The organism is Jujubicoccus corallicola, from assembly GCF_047345645.1.
Lineage (GTDB): Bacteria > Pseudomonadota > Alphaproteobacteria > Rhodobacterales > Rhodobacteraceae > JBLEFH01.
Map to the genome: position 1 here is coordinate 14,940 of NZ_JBLEFH010000006.1, position 16,415 is coordinate 31,354.

A 16,415-nucleotide genomic window follows, 5' to 3' on the forward strand; every position below is an offset into this window, starting at 1 on the left:
AGCAAATCCTCATTTTCGCAGCGATCACCGGCTTATTTCAGAGCGCGAAGGCTACGCATCGCGCGGCCACACCCTCACTTCGTCCCAAACAGCCGGTCCCCCGCATCCCCAAGCCCCGGCATGATATAGCCGCGCGAGTCCAGCCCATCATCCAGCGCCGCCGTGACGATCCGCACGTCGGGATGCGCTTTGCTCAACGTCTCAACCCCCTCCGGGGCCGCCAGCAGCGCGAGGAAGCGGATGTCTTTCGCGCCCTGCTCTTTCAGCAAATCAATCGCCGCCGCCGCCGAGTTGCCGGTCGCCAGCATCGGGTCCACGGCGATGACGGGGCGGTCGGCCAGCTCCGACGGCACCTTGAAGTAATATTGCACCGGCTTCAGCGTTTCCTCATCCCGGTAGAGCCCGACAAAGCCGACGCGGGCCGAGGGGATCAGCTCCTGCACCCCGTCCAACAGCCCGTTTCCGGCCCGCAGAATCGAGATCAGCGCCAGTTTCTTGCCCTTGAGCGTCGGCGCTTCCATCTCGGTCATCGGCGTGTCGATCTGCTTGGTCGTCAGCGGCAGATCGCGCGTCACCTCATAGGCAAGCAGATGGCTGATCTCCTTGAGGAGCCGCCGGAACTCACTCGTCGAAGTGGATTTTTCCCGCATGATCGTGAGTTTATGCTGAACGAGCGGGTGATCGACGATGGTGAGATTTTTCATGAGCTGAACTCCTTGCGCAAACGCGCCTTGGTTGCCTCATCACAGAAAGCCGCGTCAATGGCGTTGAGGTTGATTTCGCGGAAATCCTCCTCCTCCCAGCCAAATGTCTCGCCAAGCTCGCGATATTCGCGACTCATCGTGGTGTCGAAATAGGGCGGATCATCGGTGGAGACGGTGACCTTCACGCCCGCTTCGCGGAGTTTCTGGATCGGGTGCTGCGCCATGGTCGGGAAGACGCCGAGGACGATGTTGGAGACCGGGTTCACCTCCAGCACCACGCCCTCATCGGCGATCCGCTTGACGAGATCGTCCTCCTCGATCGCGCGCACCCCGTGGCCGATCCGGGCCGGGCGGATGTGATCGAGCGCGGCGGCCACCTCCGGCGCGCCGCGCCACTCGCCCGCATGAACCGTGATGCCCAAACCCGCCTCGCGCGCCTCGTCAAAGGCCATGGCGAAATCCTTCATCTCATACATGCGCTCTTCGCCGCCCATGCCGAATCCGGTCATGAAATCATCCGCATAGCGGGCTGAGAGCGCCGCCGTCTTGCGCGCGCGCTCCGCCCCGAAATTGCGGATGATGGTGGAAATGAGCCGCGTCTCGATGCCATGCGCGGCCTTGGCCGCCTCTGCGCCCTCGCGCATCGCGGCGAGATAATCGGGAAACGCCCCCGGATCGCCATCGGCGTAAATATCCGGCGCGATGAACAGCTCTTGGTAAATCACGCCATGCTCGGCGGAGTGGCGCAGCACCTCCTCCACCAGATCGCGGAAATCCTCCGGCGTTTCCAGCATGGCCGAGGCCTTGCCGTAAGTTTCCAGAAAATCGGCGAAATCGACCCAGCGATAATTGCCCTTTTCATCGAAAATATCGCCAAGCTCGCGCTTTTTGGCCGCCGCTTTCTGGCGGATGAAATCAGGCGGCGCGGCGCCTTCCAGATGGCAATGCAGTTCGATTTTCTTCACAGGAAACTCTCTCCATGATCGAGCGGGGAAAGGCCGAGATGGCGCGCCACCGTCTGCCCCACATCCGCGAAATTGATGATCCCGAACGCGCCCGCAGCGCCAAGGCCGATCACCGGCACACGCTCGCGGGTGTGGTCCGTGCCGCGCCATGTCGGGTCGTTGCCGTGATCGGCGGTGATGATGAGCAGATCGCCCGTTTTCAGCTTGGCGGTGAGCTCGGGCAGCCGCGCATCAAACGCCTCCAGCGCCCGCGCATAGCCCGATACATCGCGGCGGTGGCCGTAAAGGCTGTCGAATTCCACGAGGTTCGTAAACACGAAATCCCCGCTCTCCGCCGTCTCCGCCTGCACCAAAAGCTGGTCGAACAGGGCCATGTCATCCTTACCCTTCAGCACCTCGCTGATACCTTTCCCGGCGAAAATATCGCGGATCTTGCCAATCGCAATGGTCCGCCCGCCGCCCTCGATCACCGCGTCGCAGATCGTGCGGCCCGGTGGGGTGATGGCGTAGTCATGCCGGTTCGGGGTGCGGGTGAACTCGCCGTTCTCGCCGACAAACGGCCGCGCAATGACACGCCCAACCTTCAGCGGGTGCAACATTTCGGCGGCAATTTCGCAAAGCTGATAGAGCCGCTCCAGCCCGAAATGCGCCTCATGGGCGGCGATCTGGAACACACTGTCGGTCGAGGTATAGCAAATCGGCTTGCCGGTGCGGATATGCTCCTCCCCCAATTCGTCGATGATATTGGTCCCGGAGGCGTGTTTGTTGCCGATGATCCCCGGCAGATCCGCCTTTTCGATCAGCGCATCCGTCAGGCTCGCGGGGAAGGCCGGGACCTCCTGCGGGAAGTAATACCAGTCGAAGGGGACCGGCAGGCCCGCGAGTTCCCAATGGCCGGAGGGTGTGTCCTTGCCATTGCTATGCTCGGTCGCGGCGGCCCAGAACCCTTCGGGTGCCTCCGCCACATCGCCGCGATAGCCGCTTGCCGCCTCGACCGCATTCCACAGGCCAAGCCGCGCCAGATTGGGCAGGCGAAGCGGACCAGACCGCTCCTCCTCCGCCTCGCCCGCCGCGCAAGCCGCATGGATATGGCCGAGCGTGTTCGCCCCTTCATCGCCAAAATCCGCCGCATCGGGCGCGCCGCCTGCGCCGACGGAATCGAGGACAACCACAAAGGCGCGGGTCATGGCGCGATCCTTTCGAGGATGAGCGGCGTCTCCTCCGGCGCGGTCTCGCCAAGGACGTAGGCCCCAAGAAGCCGCGCCTTCGCCTCTTCCAGCGCCGTGCTGGTCGCCGCATGGATGCGGGCGAGCGGGCGGCTGCCATCCACCATATCGCCCACCCCGACGAGCCAGTCGTAGCCGACCGAATAATCGAGCGTATCGCTGACCTGCCGCCGCCCGCCGCCAAGCTCGACAACGCCCTGCCCGATCTCGCGAGCATTCACGCTTTGCACAAAGCCCGGCTCCGGCGCGAAAATCTCCTCCACAATCGGCGCGACCGGCAGATGATGGTTAAACCGCTCCATGAAATCGCTCGGCCCGCCAAGGGCCGAAACCATCTGGCCAAACCGCTCCGCCGCCGCGCCGGACTGGAACGCTTCGGCCATTTTCGCCTCGCCATCCTCGGCATCCGTCGCCAAACCCGCGCTCGCCAGAAGCGTGCCGCCAAGGGCCGTCGTCACATCCCAGAGCCGCCCATCAACCTCGCGCATAGTCAGAAATTCCACCGCATTGCGCATCTCCAGCGCATTGCCCGCGGCGCTCGCCAGCGGCTCGTTCATATCGGTGACCAGCGCCGAGGTTTTGCAGCCCGCGCCATTGGCGACCTCGACCAGCACTTCGGCCAGCCGCCGCGCCCGCTCCGGGGTCGCCATAAACGCGCCGGAGCCGCATTTCACGTCGAGAACCAGCGCATCGAGCCCCGCCGACAGCTTTTTCGACAGGATCGACGCGGTGATGAGATCAATGCTCTCCACCGTCGCCGTGATGTCGCGGATCGAATAGAACCGCTTATCCGCCGGCGCAATGTCCCCCGTCTGGCCGATAATCGCGCAACCCACGTCCCGTGTGACCTGCCGCAGCGTGTCCAAGTCCGGCGCGGTGTCATAGCCGGGGATCGCATCGAATTTGTCGAGCGTGCCGCCGGTATGGCCCAGCCCCCGCCCCGAAATCATCGGCACATAGGCACCGCAGGCGGCCAGCGCGGGCGCGAGCATCAGCGAGACATTGTCGCCAACCCCGCCGGTCGAATGCTTGTCCACCACCGGGCCGGGCAGATCCCAGTCCAGCACATCGCCGGAATCGCGCATCGCGGTCGTCAGCGTGACGCGCTCGTCATTGCCAAGATCGTTCAGCAAAATCGCCATGGCGAGCGCGGCGATCTGCGCGTCGGACCAGTCCCCGGAGGTCAGCCCGTCCACGAACCCCTGAATGGCCGCTTCGGGCAGCGGTTTGCCGTCCCGTTTCAGCGCGATGACCTCCTGCGGAAGCATCAGTAACCCTCGCCCGCTTCGGGCACGTCTTGCCCTTCAAGATCGGCCAGAAGCGCGCTCAAAACGCCGGACGCGCCAATGCGGAAATGCGCCGGATCATCGGCCCAGCCGTCCCCCATGATCTCGTCGCAAAGCCCCAGATAGGTCTCCGCATCGGCCACGGTTTTCACCCCGCCGGAGGGTTTCAGCCCGCATTTCTTGCCGGACTCCTTGATCTCCTCAAGCATGATCCGCGCGGCCTCCGGGGTCGCATTCATCGGCACTTTGCCGGTCGAGGTCTTGATGAAATCCGCGCCGCCGCCAATCGCCTCGCGGGCGGCCAGACGGATCGTGTCCGGATCCGGCAGCATCCCAGTCTCCAAAATCGCCTTCACCCGCGCATTGCCCGCCGCGCGGCGCACCCGCGCCACCGTCGCCGCGACCGGGCCAATATCGCCCTCGATGAGCAGCGGATAGGGGATCACCATGTCGATCTCATCCGCGCCATCCTCAACGGCCTTCTCGGTCATCTCGCGCACCAGATTGCTGTCATCCATGCCCGACGGGAAATTCACGACCGTGGCCACGCGAATGCCCGTGCCCGCCAATTGCCGCTTCGCCTTGGACACGAATTGCGGCCAGATGCACACCGCCGCGACATTGCCGTATTTGGTCTGCGCGCGGGCGATCAGCGCGTCGATATCCTCATCCGTGCAGGCCTCGTCGAGATTTGTCAGATCCAGCGCTTTCAGCGCGCGGAGGGCGGGGGTGTCTTTGCTCATGATTTGTCCTCATTTCCCGAAAGATGCGCCTTGGCGAATGCGCCCGGCAGCAAGTCTTTCACTGTCATTCTGGCGCGCTCGCCCTCGGGGCCTGCGAGGATCACCTCGGCTTCGGGCGGCGCAAATTCCGCAATTTTCTGGCGGCAACCGCCGCAGGGGGTGATCGTCTCGGACCCGTTCGCCGTCACCGCGATCCGCTTGATCCGGGTCTGCCCGCCCAGAACCATCGCCGCAATCGCCCCCGCTTCGGCGCAAGTGCCTTCGGGATAGGCGACATTCTCGACATTGCAGCCCTGAAACACATCGCCGTTTTCCGCCTCGATCGCCGCCCCGACATGGAACTGCGAATAGGGCACATAGGCGCGGGCCATGGCCTCAAGGGCCTTTTCAATCAAATCCATAAACTCTCCCTCGCGCCGATCTCTGCCGCCGCGTTTACCCTTCCTTCATCGGACGGGGCGCGCGAAAGTTCAAGAGCCGCGCGCGGTCTCCCGGCGATGATCCGCGGCGCGCGCTGCGTCACGAGCATGGGCGCGGACCGCCTGGAGGCAAATTCCGGCGGCATCGCGCAAGGGCTCGTCCTCGCCATCAAGGCTCAAATGACTGACCTGCCGCGCCAATTTGCCTAAGCGCGTCGCGCCAATCAGGCTCGCCACAGCGCTCAGAAGATGGGTCTGCACCCGGATCTTGCCGCGCGTCGGGCCCGCCAGCGCCGCCTCAAGCTGCGCCGCGATATCATTCAGATCATGCGACAACTGGCCGAGAATATCGGGCATGAGGTCCGGCCCGACGGTGCGGGTCAGCTCCTCATAAAGACGCGGCTCCAGCGGCACCTCCGCCGGATCGCGCCCGGCGGCGAGGGCCAGCATCAGCCCGCCGAAATCCTCCAGATTGGCGAGCGGTTTGCCCGCCAGCGCCGAGACCATGCCGCCAATATCGTCGGGCAAGGCGGAGAGGTCGGAGGCCATCGCGACCAGCGGCACATTCTGCGCGGTGAGCGCGAGCCGCGAGACCGTCGCCGCCTCCCGCCCGTCCAGCCCATCAAGGTCCACGAGCAGGATATCCACCCGGTCGAGCGCATCACCCGCATCGCGCACCACCGCGCCCATGCTGCGCAGCATGGCGGCGGTTTGCAGGCGGCTCGCCACATCCACGCCGGAAATAGCAATCCGCAGGGACGAGAGGTTCGGCAAGCGCTCCGGCGCGAACCCGCCCGGCAGCAGAAGATCACCCGGCAGTTTCAGCACCAACTCGCTGCGGCCCTCGGCAGGCACGCGCCGCGCGATGGTCAGGCCAAGCGCTTCGGCCTTGTCCTCCGCTGCCGCCAAACCGCGCGCGGCATGGCGCGAGAGGAACCGCGGGCCGTCGCCGCCATAGGAAATGACGAGGTCCAGCCCCTCCCCTTCATCGACGAAAATCGCGGCGAGTTCCGCCCCGATGGACTGCACGGTCGCCGCGCCGAAGAGATTATCGATCAGCCGGTCGAGCCGCTGATGGTCCGCAAAAAGCGCCCGGCCCGCGCCGTCCCCCGCTTCCACGCGAAAGGCGGTCACGCCGAGATGCGCCGCGACGCCCTGCCAGCGGTCGATGATCCGGTCAGCGAGCGCGCGGATCGGGCGGATGCTCTGCGCCGCCTCCGTCGCCGCATCGCCATTGAGCTGCGCCACCACCTCATCGAGCCGCGCCGCCAGCGCGCGCCCCGAGGTCAGCGCCGCGCGCAGGGTCACGGCATCGTCAGGATCGAGCGCCCGGAGATTCACCTTGTCGAGCAGCGCCAGAAACAGCCCCGCGACACCGCGCAGGTCATGTTCCTCGCCGCTCACGGCGCTCTCCGGCAGGCCCTCACGCATAGTTCTGCACCGGCGTGCCCGCCAGCGCCGCGATGTTGAGGAGCCCGCGCGCGGTGATCGACGGGGTGACGATATGGGCCATGTTCTTCATCCCCATCAGCACCGGCCCGACCTCCAACGCCCCGGCTGAGGCGCGCAGCGTGTCGCGCACCGCCGCCGCCGTATCGGCAGACGGGAAGACCAGCGCATTGGCCTTGCCCTTGAGGCGGCTCTGCGGGAAATCGCGCTCACGCAGCGCCGGATCCAGCGCCGTGTCCACATTCATTTCGCCCTCATATTCGAAATCGCGCGGAAGGCTGTCGAGAATATCCATCGCCGCACGCATCCGCCGCGACGCATCCGTGTCAAGCGAGCCGAATTGCGACTGCGAAATCAGCGCGATTTTCGGCGCAAGGCCAAAGCGGGTCATATGCCGCGCCGTGCCGATGGTGATCTCCGCGATCTGCTCCGGGCTCGGCTGCGCCAGCACCTGACTGTCAGCCACAAAGAGCGCGCCGCCATCCTGAATGAGCATCGACAAAGCGCCCACCGGGGTCCGTTTCTCCGAGCCAAGGATCTGCGCCACATAGTTGAGATGCCACAGATATTGCCCGAAGGTGCCGCAAATCATGCTGTCCGCCTCGCCGCGCTGCACCGCCACCGCCGCAATCGCCGTGGCATTCGTCCGCAAGATCGCCTGCGCAATCGAGGGCGTCACCCCATGGCGGCACATCAGCTTGTGATAGGTGCCCCAATAGTCGCGGAACCGGTCGTCCTGCTCGGGGTTGATGAGATCGAAATCCGTGCCCGGACGGATCTCCAGCCCCAGCCGGTCACAGCGGTTTTGCACCACATCCGGGCGACCGATCAGGATCGGCTTGTCCACCGTTTCCTCGATCATCGCCTGCGCGGCGCGCAGCACGCGCTCATCCTCGCCTTCGGCAAAAATCACCCGGCGCGAGCGGGTCCGTGCGGCTTCGAAAATCGGCTTCATAATCAGCGCGGATTTAAAGACCGAATGATCCAGCTTCTCGCGATAGCGCTGGAGGCTCTCGATGGGGCGGCTCGCCACCCCGCTATCCATCGCCGCCTTCGCGACGGCGCTCGCCACGGTCGCCAGAAGGCGCGGATCAAACGGTTTCGGGATCAGATATTCCGGCCCGAATTTCAGCGTCTCGCCCTGATAGGCCGCCGCCGCTTCCGCCGTCGATGTGGCCCGCGCCAGCTTGGCAATCGCCTCGACACAGGCGATCTGCATCTCGTCATTAATGTCGCTCGCGCCCACATCGAGCGCACCCCGGAAGATGAAGGGGAAGCACAGCACATTGTTGACCTGATTGGGATAATCCGACCGGCCCGTCGCAATCAACGCCTTCGGCGCAATCGCCTTGGCCGCCTCGACATCAATCTCAGGGTTGGGGTTGGCGAGGGCGAAAATAATCGGCGCTTCGGCCATTTTCGCAACCATCTCGGCTTTCAAAACCCCCGGCCCGGAGAGGCCAAGGAAGAAATCCGCCCCCTCGATCACCTCATCGAGGGTTCTGAGATCGCTCTCCTGCGCAAACGCCTCTTTTTGCGGCGTCATGTCGCTCTCGCGGCCCTTATAAACCAGCCCCTCAATGTCGCAGAGCCAGATATTTTCGCGCCGCACCCCCAGCTTCACCAGCATATTGAGGCAAGCAATTCCGGCCGCGCCGCCGCCCGTCGAGACCACTTTGATCTCCGAAAAATCCTTCTTCGCGATATGCAGCGCATTGGTCGCCGCCGCGCCGACCACAATCGCGGTGCCGTGCTGGTCGTCATGAAAGACCGGGATATTCATCTTCTCGCGGCATTTCTGCTCCACGATGAAGCAATCCGGGGCCTTGATGTCTTCGAGATTGATCGCGCCAAAGGTCGGGGCGAGCGAGGCGACGATATCGGCGAGCTTTTCGGGGTCGCTCTCGTCAATCTCCAGATCGAAACAGTCGATATTGGCGAATTTCTTGAAGAGAACCGCCTTGCCTTCCATGATCGGCTTGGAGGCCAGCGGCCCGATATTCCCCAGCCCAAGCGCCGCCGAGCCGTTGCTCACCACCGCCACGAGATTGCCGCGCGCCGTGTAGTCCCGAGCGGCGCTCTCATTCGCCTTGATCTCAAGACAGGCCTCCGCGACGCCCGGCGAATAGGCGCGCGCCAGATCGCGCTGGTTCGCGAGCGGCTTGGTGGCCCGAATCTCCAGCTTACCGGGCTTGGGCAGACGGTGATAATCCAGTGCCGCGTCGCGATGTGTTCTTTGTTTTTGATCGTCTGCCATGCTCGTCCTCCGCTAGTGTGCCGGAGGAGTGTAGGCATCTGTGACGATTCAGGAAAGGCTCATTCTGGCCGCGCGACCACCCGCTCGCCCGGCCCCGTATCGACATCGAGCCGCCCGCCATAGCCGGTCCAGTAATCGCGCACCCAGGGCACCGGGCCAAAGCCGAATTTCCGGCTCGTCCCCCAACGGCGGCCGTCCGGCCCGAAAAGATCCGAGGGCTTCGGATCCCCATGAAACACCACGATTTTCGAGGAGGCTGGCGCTTTTGGCTCCGTAAAAACCTTGTTGAGCGGCCAATACCACAGGCAATGGTTCTTGAAACTCACGATCCAGTCGTAAGGGAAATAGGTCGGATCCTTCGCAATCGTCGGGAAATACTGCCGGTCCGAGCGGTAATTGGCAAAAACCCATTCGATATTGTCGTTGAACTCATGGAACATATGCCGCTGATCGCCGACCCGGTAGAGATAGACCGAGCCTTGCGTGCCCCGATCCGGCCGCATCGAGAGCGGGACCGCCGTGCGGTAAATCGCCGGGTTCCATTCGCGCAGGGAGTAAAACGCCGGTTTCTCCGCATAAAGATCGAAAAACGGCTGCAAATCACCCCGCACCAGAATGTCGAGATCGAGATGCAGCACCACCTCGTCATCGTCCAGAACCCCCGGCGCAAGCAGGCCGATTTTCGGAAAACAGCTATGCCGCCACGTCTTGCGCGGCACTTTGAAATCCGGGAAAGGCAGCACGTCGATTTCCGGGTCCAGCCCCGTCCCGTCATCGGTCATGCAGACGAAGCGGAACTCTCCCTTGAGATTGGCCCGGCACGCCCGGTGGAGGACATTCACATAATCCGGCGGAAATTTCGTGCCCCATTTGAGGCAGGCGATGGTGCGTTTCATGAACCCGTCCTTGTGCTTTGCCTTATCAGATAAAGGCCGCGCCAAGCGCAAGCAAGGCCGCAAGGATCGTCGGATAAAATCCGCCTGCAAAGCCGAAGCCGCGCAGCGCCGGCGCGCGGTGATAACCGATCCAGAACGCCAGCCGGGTGAGCGCGAACGCCGCGCCAAGCGTCAGCACCAGCGCGCCCCCGGCCCCAAGCTGCCAATCGGCAAAAGGCCAGATGAGCGCGGCCAGCAAAAGCTGCTCGCTGGTGTTCTGCAAGACGCGCAGGTCAATCTCCGTGCCGCTTCCGGGCGCGGGTTTGCCGCCATCAATCAGCGTGTCCGAAAAGAAACGGACGGCCGCGAGCCGTCCGATCATCGCCATATAGACAAGGCCGGGCAGAAAAGCCCCTGTGAACATCGCGCCCGGTCCTTCCGGCACGATCCGCCGAACAGGCCCGGTGCCAAGCCACACCACCAGCACCGCCCAGACCGCACCGCCAGCCATCCCGGCCAGCACGATGCGGCGCTTCGGGCTCACCCCCGCGTCTCGCGAATGAGGCCGAGAATCTCCTGCGCCGCCACGGGAATATTCGTCCCCGGCCCGAAGATCGCGGAGACCCCGGCGTCTTTCAAAAACCGGTAATCCTGCTGCGGGATCACGCCGCCGCAGATGACCAGAATATCCTCGCCCCCCTGCGCCTTCAGCGCCTCGATCAGCTTCGGGGCCAGAGTCTTGTGCCCCGCAGCCTGCGATGAAATCCCGACGATATGCACGTCATTGTCCACCGCATCCTGCGCCGCTTCCTCGGGCGTCTGGAAAAGCGGGCCGACATCCACGTCAAACCCGATATCCGCAAAGGCCGTCGCGATCACCTTGGCGCCGCGGTCATGCCCGTCCTGCCCCATTTTCACGACCAGCATCCGCGGGCGGCGGCCCTCTTCCTCGGCGAAGGCCTCGACATCCTTCTGGATCGCCGCGAACTCGTCATCGCCCTCATAGGCGGACCCATACACCCCTGCCAATGTCTTGACCTCCGCCTTGTGCCGCCCGAAAGCCGCCTCCATCGCATCCGAAATCTCGCCAACCGTGGCCCGCGTCCGCGCGGCCTCAACGGCGGCCCCGAGCAGGTTGCCACGCCCGGATTTCGCCACCTCCGTCAGATCCGCCAGCGCCTTGTCGCAGGCCGCCTGATCGCGGGACGCGCGGATTTTTTCGAGCCGCGCCACCTGACTCTCGCGGACCTTCACATTGTCCACATCGAGAATGTCGAGATCGCCTTCCTTATCCAGCCGGTATTTGTTGACCCCGACAATCACCTCCTCGCCCCGGTCCACCCGCGCCTGCCAGCGCGCGGCGGATTCCTCGATCCGTAGCTTCGGCATCCCGCTTTCCACCGCCTTGGTCATACCCCCAAGCGCCTCGACCTCCTCGATCAGCTTCCACGCTTCCTCCGCGAGCGATGCGGTCAGGCTCTCCACATAATAGGACCCCGCCAGCGGATCGACGACATTGGTGATCCCGGTTTCCTCCTGCAAAATGAGCTGCGTGTTCCGGGCGATCCGGGCGGAAAACTCCGTCGGCAGCGCAATCGCCTCATCCAGCGCATTGGTGTGCAGACTTTGCGTGCCGCCAAGCGCCGCGCTCATCGCCTCATAGGCGGTGCGGATCACGTTGTTATAAGGGTCCTGCTCGGCCAAACTCACACCGCTCGTCTGGCAATGGGTCCGCAGCATCGAGCTTTGCGGCTTCTTCGGCTCAAACTCGCTCATGATCCGGTGCCACAAGAGCCGCGCCGCGCGCAGCTTGGCAATCTCCATGAAGAAATTCTTGCCAATCGCGAAGAAGAACGACAAACGCCCCGCGAATTTGTCCACATCCATGCCCGCGCCAATCGCGGCCCGCACATATTCGCGGCCATCGGCGAGCGTAAAGGCCAGCTCCTGCACGAGGTTCGCCCCCGCCTCCTGCATGTGATAGCCGGAGATCGAGATTGAGTTGAAACGCGGCATGTTGTCCGAGGTATAGCCGATAATGTCCGAAATGATCCGCATCGACGGCTCAGGCGGGTAAATATAGGTGTTGCGGACCATGAACTCTTTCAGAATGTCGTTCTGAATGGTCCCCGACAGCACCGATTTGTCATGGCCCTGCTCTTCCCCGGTCACGATGAAATTCGCCAGAATCGGGATCACCGCGCCATTCATGGTCATCGACACGGAAATCTGGTCGAGCGGGATGCCGTCAAAGAGGATTTTCATATCCTCAACGCTGTCAATCGCCACCCCGGCCTTGCCCACATCGCCCACGACACGCGGATGGTCGGAATCGTAGCCCCGATGCGTCGCCAGATCGAAGGCCACCGACACCCCCTGCTGACCCGCCGCCAGCGCTTTGCGGTAAAAGGCGTTCGATTCTTCGGCCGTCGAGAAGCCCGCATATTGCCGGATCGTCCAGGGGCGGCCCGCATACATCGTCGCGCGCGGCCCGCGGGTGAAGGGCGCAAGCCCCGGCAACCCGCCGAGATGCTCCAGGTTCTCCAGATCCTCCGCCGTATAAAGCGGTTTCACATCAATGCCTTCTGGCGTGTTCCAGACAAGGCTTTCCGGGTCCTTGCCCTTCAGCTCTTTCTCCGCCAGCGCCTTCCAATCATCCATGCTTGCCTTGGTCATCTCATCCCCCTGATGGGCCGTAAAACTTGATTATTTAGGCTGTTTCGCCTATCTTCTTGTTAACTGGAGTGTAAGCGGTAAGACTTAACCTCCGGAATAAAGGAGCAAGCGATGCAAAAGACACCTTTTAAGCCCCCGTTTCAGGGTCGGAATGGTCCGGACCCGAGTTACGGCTTAAGCTCGTAAGCCAAGCGCGTTCGTCATCTTCCAGATCGAGCGCCTCAAGGGCGTTCATGCCCGATTCCTCCGCAACCTGAAGCATCGACATATAGTGCCGGAACATCGCGATCCGGCGTTCTGAACTCAGTTGCTTGAAGCCATCGCTTCGCAAATCCTCCACCATCATCGACAGTGAAATCGTGTGCGCGTAGTAAAACGTCACCGGCAGCACGATCTCCGTTCCCAAAATGTGAATATCGGGCAAAAGCGCCTCGAAAATCGCGTCATGCTTTTCGCGCGGAACGAAAGGGATGAAATTCTCATCCGACTCCATCCGCCCGATCATCTTCGCCGCAAAAGCCGAGAGATCATTGCGCGCCAGCTGCGCGATATGGGTCATGATCTCCGCCTTGAGCGCCCGCTGCACATCCTCCATCCGCTCGATCCGCAGACGCAAGGACGCCCGGCGCTCCTTCTCCGCATCGCGCCGATAGGCCGCGCGCTCGCGATGCGCGGTGACGAGCCAGCCGACAGCCACCACGATCGCCCCGATCAGGGCCGATGCGATGGAGGCTATGACCCGCTCGTCAAACATCAGCTGGCCTCAAACTCCATGATGACCTCGTCCACGGCGAGGCTGTCGCCCGGCTCCACGACGATCTTGCTGACCACGGCCTTGCGCTCGGCGCGCAGCACGTTTTCCATCTTCATCGCCTCGACGGTGCAAAGGGCCTGACCCTCCTGCACCTCGTCGCCTTCATTGACGGCAATCGACATGATGAGCCCCGGCATCGGGCAGAGCAGCGCATTCTCGCCCGCGCCGCCCGCATCTTCGGGCATATGCTGCATCAGCGCGGCCACCCGCTCGGAACGCACGGCGGTTTTGAAATCCGCACCGCGATAGCGCAGACGCCGCCCGCCGCGGACCATATTCACCTTCACCGTCATCGGCGCGCCGTCCACTTCCGCTTCGCAAAGGCTCTGGCCCGGCGTCCAGTCGGTCGTCACGGTGAACTGGCGGCCATCGTCGATCTCGGCGGTCCAGACCTCGCCCGCCTGCTCCAGCGCCACCGTGTAGCTTTCGTCATTCAAGAACACCACGCGCACCGGGTTCACCGCCCGCTCGTGATGGGCAATCGCGCCCGAAATCTTCGTCTGGCGCTCCTCCTCAATCAGGTTCATCAGCGCCGCCAGCGCCGCGAGTTTCTCCCGCGTGACCTCTTCGAGATCCGAGCCATCAAACCCGTCCGGGAACTCCTCGGCGATAAAGGCGGTGGTCATGTTGCCGGAGGTGAATTTGTCATGGTCCATCACCGCTTGCAGGAACGGGATATTGTGGCCGATCCCCTCCACCTCGAAACTGTCGAGCGCGTCGCGCATCAGGTCAATCGCCTCGTCCCGCGTCTCGCCCCATGTGCAGAGCTTGGCGATCATCGGATCGTAGAACATCGAGATCTCGCCGCCCTCATACACACCCGTATCGTTGCGGATAATCCCCTTCTCCGTCTGCGCTTCCTCCGGCGGGCGGTAGCGCGACAACCGGCCAATCGAGGGCAGGAAATTGCGATAGGGGTCCTCGGCGTAAATCCGGCTCTCCATGGCCCAGCCGTTGATCCCGACATCCACTTGCGCGATCTCCAGCTCCTGACCGTCCGCGACCTTGATCATCTGCTCCACCAGATCGATCCCGGTGATCAGCTCCGTCACCGGATGCTCCACCTGAAGCCGCGTGTTCATCTCCAGAAAGTAGAAATTCTTGTCCCCATCGACGATGAATTCCACCGTCCCGGCCGAGCAATAATCCACCGCCTGCGACAGCGCGACCGCCTGCTCGCCCATGGCGCGGCGGGTCTCTTCATCCAAGAAAGGCGACGGCGCTTCCTCGATCACCTTCTGGTTGCGGCGCTGGATCGAACATTCCCGCTCATTGAGATAAATGCAGTTGCCATGCTTGTCCGCCAGCACCTGAATTTCGATATGGCGCGGCTGCGTCACGAATTTCTCGATGAAAATCCGGTCATCGCCAAAGGAACTCGCCGCCTCGTTCTTGGACGACTGGAAGCCCTCCCGCGCCTCCTCGTCATTCCACGCGATGCGCATCCCCTTGCCGCCGCCGCCAGCCGAGGCCTTGATCATCACCGGATAGCCGACCTCGCCCGAAATCTTCACCGCTTCATCGGCGTCCTCGATAAGCCCCATATAGCCCGGCACCGTGCTAACCCCGGCCTCATCGGCGAGCTTCTTCGAGGTGATCTTGTCCCCCATGGCTTCAATCGCGCTCGCGGGCGGGCCGATGAACGCGACGCCCAGATCCTCCAGCGCCTTGGCAAAATCCGCGCGCTCCGAGAGGAACCCATATCCCGGATGCACCGCATCCGCGCCCGATTGCTTCACCGCATCGAGGATCTTTTCCATCACGATATAGGACTGGTTCGCCGGCGGCGGGCCGATATGGATCGCCTCATCGGCCATCTCCACATGCAGCGCCCGCGCATCGGCGTCCGAATAGACCGCCACCGTTTTGATGCCCATCTTGCGCGCGGTCTTGATGACCCGGCACGCAATTTCCCCGCGATTGGCAATCAGGATTTTCTTGATCATTCTTGTCTCCCTCTCCGGCGCGCCGCTCCCTCGCGGCACGCGCGTAACCTCGTGATCTGTCTCTAGCGGGCCGCATCCCTCCGGGCGGGGCCAGTTCTGGCCTCACCGGAAACGGACAAACGGTCCTCACGCGAAAAAATGAAAAAAGAAAAAGGCATCAAATCAGGTCTTAAAAAGAGGGCGGCCCGAAAGCCGCCCCCCGTATTCAAAATGGTTCAGCAAGCGCCAGCTTCGGCACAGGCCAGACCACCAGCCGCGCCGATCAGCGCGCCTTTTGCCGGGTCCTCATCAAGAATGGTCGCGCCAGCAGCGCCGATAATCCCGCCGACCGAAGCGGCTTGAGTCTGACGGCTGGGGCCTTGCGCACATGCCGAAAGGCCAGCGACAACGGCGAGAGCGAGAACGATCTTGTTCATATCTGTCTCCTTCTTACTTGTTACGTCAGGCGGTGCTTAGCACATGCCTGCTTCGGTGCAGCCGAGGCCAGCTGCGCCACCGATGAGCGCACCGGTTGCCACGTCCTCATCGAGAATGGCAGCCGCACCTGCGCCGATACCTGCGCCGATCGCGGCGTTGTTGGTCTGGCGGCTGGTGGTTGCACATGCTGCGAGACTGCTCACGACGGCCAGGGCAAGGATGATCTTATTCATGTTTTTCTCCTGTTAACGTTAAGCGCGGTTCACCGCACTTGGCGCGAGTCTAATATGTCAAAGACATGTGGGAAAGCGGAACGCGCGGCCTGTTCATCAACTCTTAACAAGGCGTCGTAACTTTTTGAATCAAAGGGCTCCTCTGCGGGCACAACTTCGCGACCAAAGAGCCATGAGAGCCGTCCCGCATCGAGATTTCCGCGCGCAAACGGCTCATAGCCGAAATACTCGATCAGACAGGCCAGAAAATTGTCATCCGCCTCTCGATCCGCCGGGCGCCGGTCACGAAACCGTTCCCGCCTTTTGATCTCGGTCGGGTCTTTCGACGCGCGCCGGATGGTGAACTGAAAGTCCGTCCCCGGCAGGCGTGTCGGAAATCCGCGATGCTTTTCCATGACTTACGGC

General features: G+C 62.9%; 16 protein-coding genes. All 16 read right to left on the bottom strand.

Translation table 11 applies throughout. The annotated features are described in order from the left end of the window. Positions 1-74 precede the first annotated feature (74 nt). The 16 genes from upp to ACMA5I_RS09810 all read right to left on the bottom strand — a co-directional run bounded on the left by upp (position 75) and on the right by ACMA5I_RS09810 (position 16,405). Positions 75-704, bottom strand: coding sequence for a uracil phosphoribosyltransferase (gene upp, locus ACMA5I_RS09735; protein WP_525886074.1), 630 nt, complete (start codon positions 702-704; stop codon positions 75-77). Continuing rightward, positions 701-1,669, bottom strand: coding sequence for an adenosine deaminase (locus tag ACMA5I_RS09740; protein WP_525886075.1), 969 nt, complete (start codon positions 1,667-1,669; stop codon positions 701-703). Before ACMA5I_RS09740 ends, upp begins: the two co-directional genes overlap by 4 nt. Continuing rightward, positions 1,666-2,856 (bottom strand): phosphopentomutase, encoded by a 1,191-nt coding sequence (locus ACMA5I_RS09745; RefSeq protein WP_525886076.1) that lies wholly within the window; start codon positions 2,854-2,856, stop codon positions 1,666-1,668. The genes ACMA5I_RS09740 and ACMA5I_RS09745 overlap by 4 nt, the downstream gene beginning before the upstream one ends. Then, positions 2,853-4,163 (bottom strand): thymidine phosphorylase, encoded by a 1,311-nt coding sequence (deoA, locus tag ACMA5I_RS09750; RefSeq protein WP_525886077.1) that lies wholly within the window; start codon positions 4,161-4,163, stop codon positions 2,853-2,855. The genes ACMA5I_RS09745 and deoA overlap by 4 nt, the downstream gene beginning before the upstream one ends. Then, positions 4,163-4,924, bottom strand: a complete 762-nt coding sequence (gene deoC, locus ACMA5I_RS09755) for a deoxyribose-phosphate aldolase (protein WP_525886078.1) — start codon at positions 4,922-4,924, stop codon at positions 4,163-4,165. Before deoC ends, deoA begins: the two co-directional genes overlap by 1 nt. Beyond that, positions 4,921-5,325, bottom strand: coding sequence for a cytidine deaminase (locus tag ACMA5I_RS09760; protein WP_525886079.1), 405 nt, complete (start codon positions 5,323-5,325; stop codon positions 4,921-4,923). Before ACMA5I_RS09760 ends, deoC begins: the two co-directional genes overlap by 4 nt. Before the next feature lie 69 nt (positions 5,326-5,394). After that, on the bottom strand, positions 5,395-6,774 hold the full coding sequence (locus ACMA5I_RS09765) for a hypothetical protein (RefSeq protein WP_525886080.1): 1,380 nt from the start codon (positions 6,772-6,774) through the stop codon (positions 5,395-5,397). Then, positions 6,767-9,049, bottom strand: coding sequence for a phosphate acyltransferase (locus tag ACMA5I_RS09770; protein WP_525886081.1), 2,283 nt, complete (start codon positions 9,047-9,049; stop codon positions 6,767-6,769). The genes ACMA5I_RS09765 and ACMA5I_RS09770 overlap by 8 nt, the downstream gene beginning before the upstream one ends. A 59-nt stretch (positions 9,050-9,108) precedes the next feature. Continuing rightward, complete coding sequence (locus ACMA5I_RS09775; protein WP_525886082.1) at positions 9,109-9,945, bottom strand: hypothetical protein; 837 nt, start codon at positions 9,943-9,945, stop codon at positions 9,109-9,111. Positions 9,946-9,970: 25 nt separating this feature from the next. Beyond that, complete coding sequence (locus tag ACMA5I_RS09780) at positions 9,971-10,468, bottom strand: MAPEG family protein (RefSeq protein WP_525886083.1); 498 nt, start codon at positions 10,466-10,468, stop codon at positions 9,971-9,973. Continuing rightward, entirely contained in the window at positions 10,465-12,600 is a 2,136-nt protein-coding gene (gene scpA, locus ACMA5I_RS09785) for a methylmalonyl-CoA mutase (protein WP_525886084.1), read from the bottom strand. Before scpA ends, ACMA5I_RS09780 begins: the two co-directional genes overlap by 4 nt. Before the next feature lie 127 nt (positions 12,601-12,727). Beyond that, entirely contained in the window at positions 12,728-13,354 is a 627-nt protein-coding gene (locus tag ACMA5I_RS09790) for a hypothetical protein (protein ID WP_525886085.1), read from the bottom strand. Continuing rightward, positions 13,354-15,360, bottom strand: coding sequence for an acetyl/propionyl/methylcrotonyl-CoA carboxylase subunit alpha (locus ACMA5I_RS09795; RefSeq protein ID WP_525886086.1), 2,007 nt, complete (start codon positions 15,358-15,360; stop codon positions 13,354-13,356). The genes ACMA5I_RS09790 and ACMA5I_RS09795 overlap by 1 nt, the downstream gene beginning before the upstream one ends. Before the next feature lie 215 nt (positions 15,361-15,575). Next, positions 15,576-15,776: a hypothetical protein gene (locus ACMA5I_RS09800; protein ID WP_525886087.1), complete on the bottom strand. Its 201-nt coding sequence runs from the start codon at positions 15,774-15,776 to the stop codon at positions 15,576-15,578. A 36-nt stretch (positions 15,777-15,812) separates the two neighbouring features. Further along, complete coding sequence (locus tag ACMA5I_RS09805) at positions 15,813-16,010, bottom strand: YMGG-like glycine zipper-containing protein (RefSeq protein WP_525886088.1); 198 nt, start codon at positions 16,008-16,010, stop codon at positions 15,813-15,815. A gap of 29 nt (positions 16,011-16,039) precedes the next feature. Then, complete coding sequence (locus ACMA5I_RS09810) at positions 16,040-16,405, bottom strand: hypothetical protein (protein ID WP_525886089.1); 366 nt, start codon at positions 16,403-16,405, stop codon at positions 16,040-16,042. Positions 16,406-16,415: the final 10 nt, after the last annotated feature.

Excerpts from the sequence above, each read along its gene's own strand:
- upp (WP_525886074.1), bottom strand. The coding sequence starts at position 704 with ATGAAAAATCTCACCATCGTCGATCACCCGCTCGTTCAGCATAAACTC.
- ACMA5I_RS09745 (WP_525886076.1), bottom strand. The coding sequence starts at position 2,856 with ATGACCCGCGCCTTTGTGGTTGTCCTCGATTCCGTCGGCGCAGGCGGC.
- deoA (WP_525886077.1), bottom strand. The coding sequence starts at position 4,163 with ATGCTTCCGCAGGAGGTCATCGCGCTGAAACGGGACGGCAAACCGCTG.
- deoC (WP_525886078.1), bottom strand. The coding sequence starts at position 4,924 with ATGAGCAAAGACACCCCCGCCCTCCGCGCGCTGAAAGCGCTGGATCTG.
- ACMA5I_RS09760 (WP_525886079.1), bottom strand. The coding sequence starts at position 5,325 with ATGGATTTGATTGAAAAGGCCCTTGAGGCCATGGCCCGCGCCTATGTG.
- ACMA5I_RS09765 (WP_525886080.1), bottom strand. The coding sequence starts at position 6,774 with ATGCGTGAGGGCCTGCCGGAGAGCGCCGTGAGCGGCGAGGAACATGAC.
- ACMA5I_RS09770 (WP_525886081.1), bottom strand. The coding sequence starts at position 9,049 with ATGGCAGACGATCAAAAACAAAGAACACATCGCGACGCGGCACTGGAT.
- ACMA5I_RS09775 (WP_525886082.1), bottom strand. The coding sequence starts at position 9,945 with ATGAAACGCACCATCGCCTGCCTCAAATGGGGCACGAAATTTCCGCCG.
- scpA (WP_525886084.1), bottom strand. The coding sequence starts at position 12,600 with ATGACCAAGGCAAGCATGGATGATTGGAAGGCGCTGGCGGAGAAAGAG.
- ACMA5I_RS09790 (WP_525886085.1), bottom strand. The coding sequence starts at position 13,354 with ATGTTTGACGAGCGGGTCATAGCCTCCATCGCATCGGCCCTGATCGGG.
- ACMA5I_RS09795 (WP_525886086.1), bottom strand. The coding sequence starts at position 15,360 with ATGATCAAGAAAATCCTGATTGCCAATCGCGGGGAAATTGCGTGCCGG.
- ACMA5I_RS09800 (WP_525886087.1), bottom strand. The coding sequence starts at position 15,776 with ATGAACAAGATCGTTCTCGCTCTCGCCGTTGTCGCTGGCCTTTCGGCA.
- ACMA5I_RS09805 (WP_525886088.1), bottom strand. The coding sequence starts at position 16,010 with ATGAATAAGATCATCCTTGCCCTGGCCGTCGTGAGCAGTCTCGCAGCA.
- ACMA5I_RS09810 (WP_525886089.1), bottom strand. The coding sequence starts at position 16,405 with ATGGAAAAGCATCGCGGATTTCCGACACGCCTGCCGGGGACGGACTTT.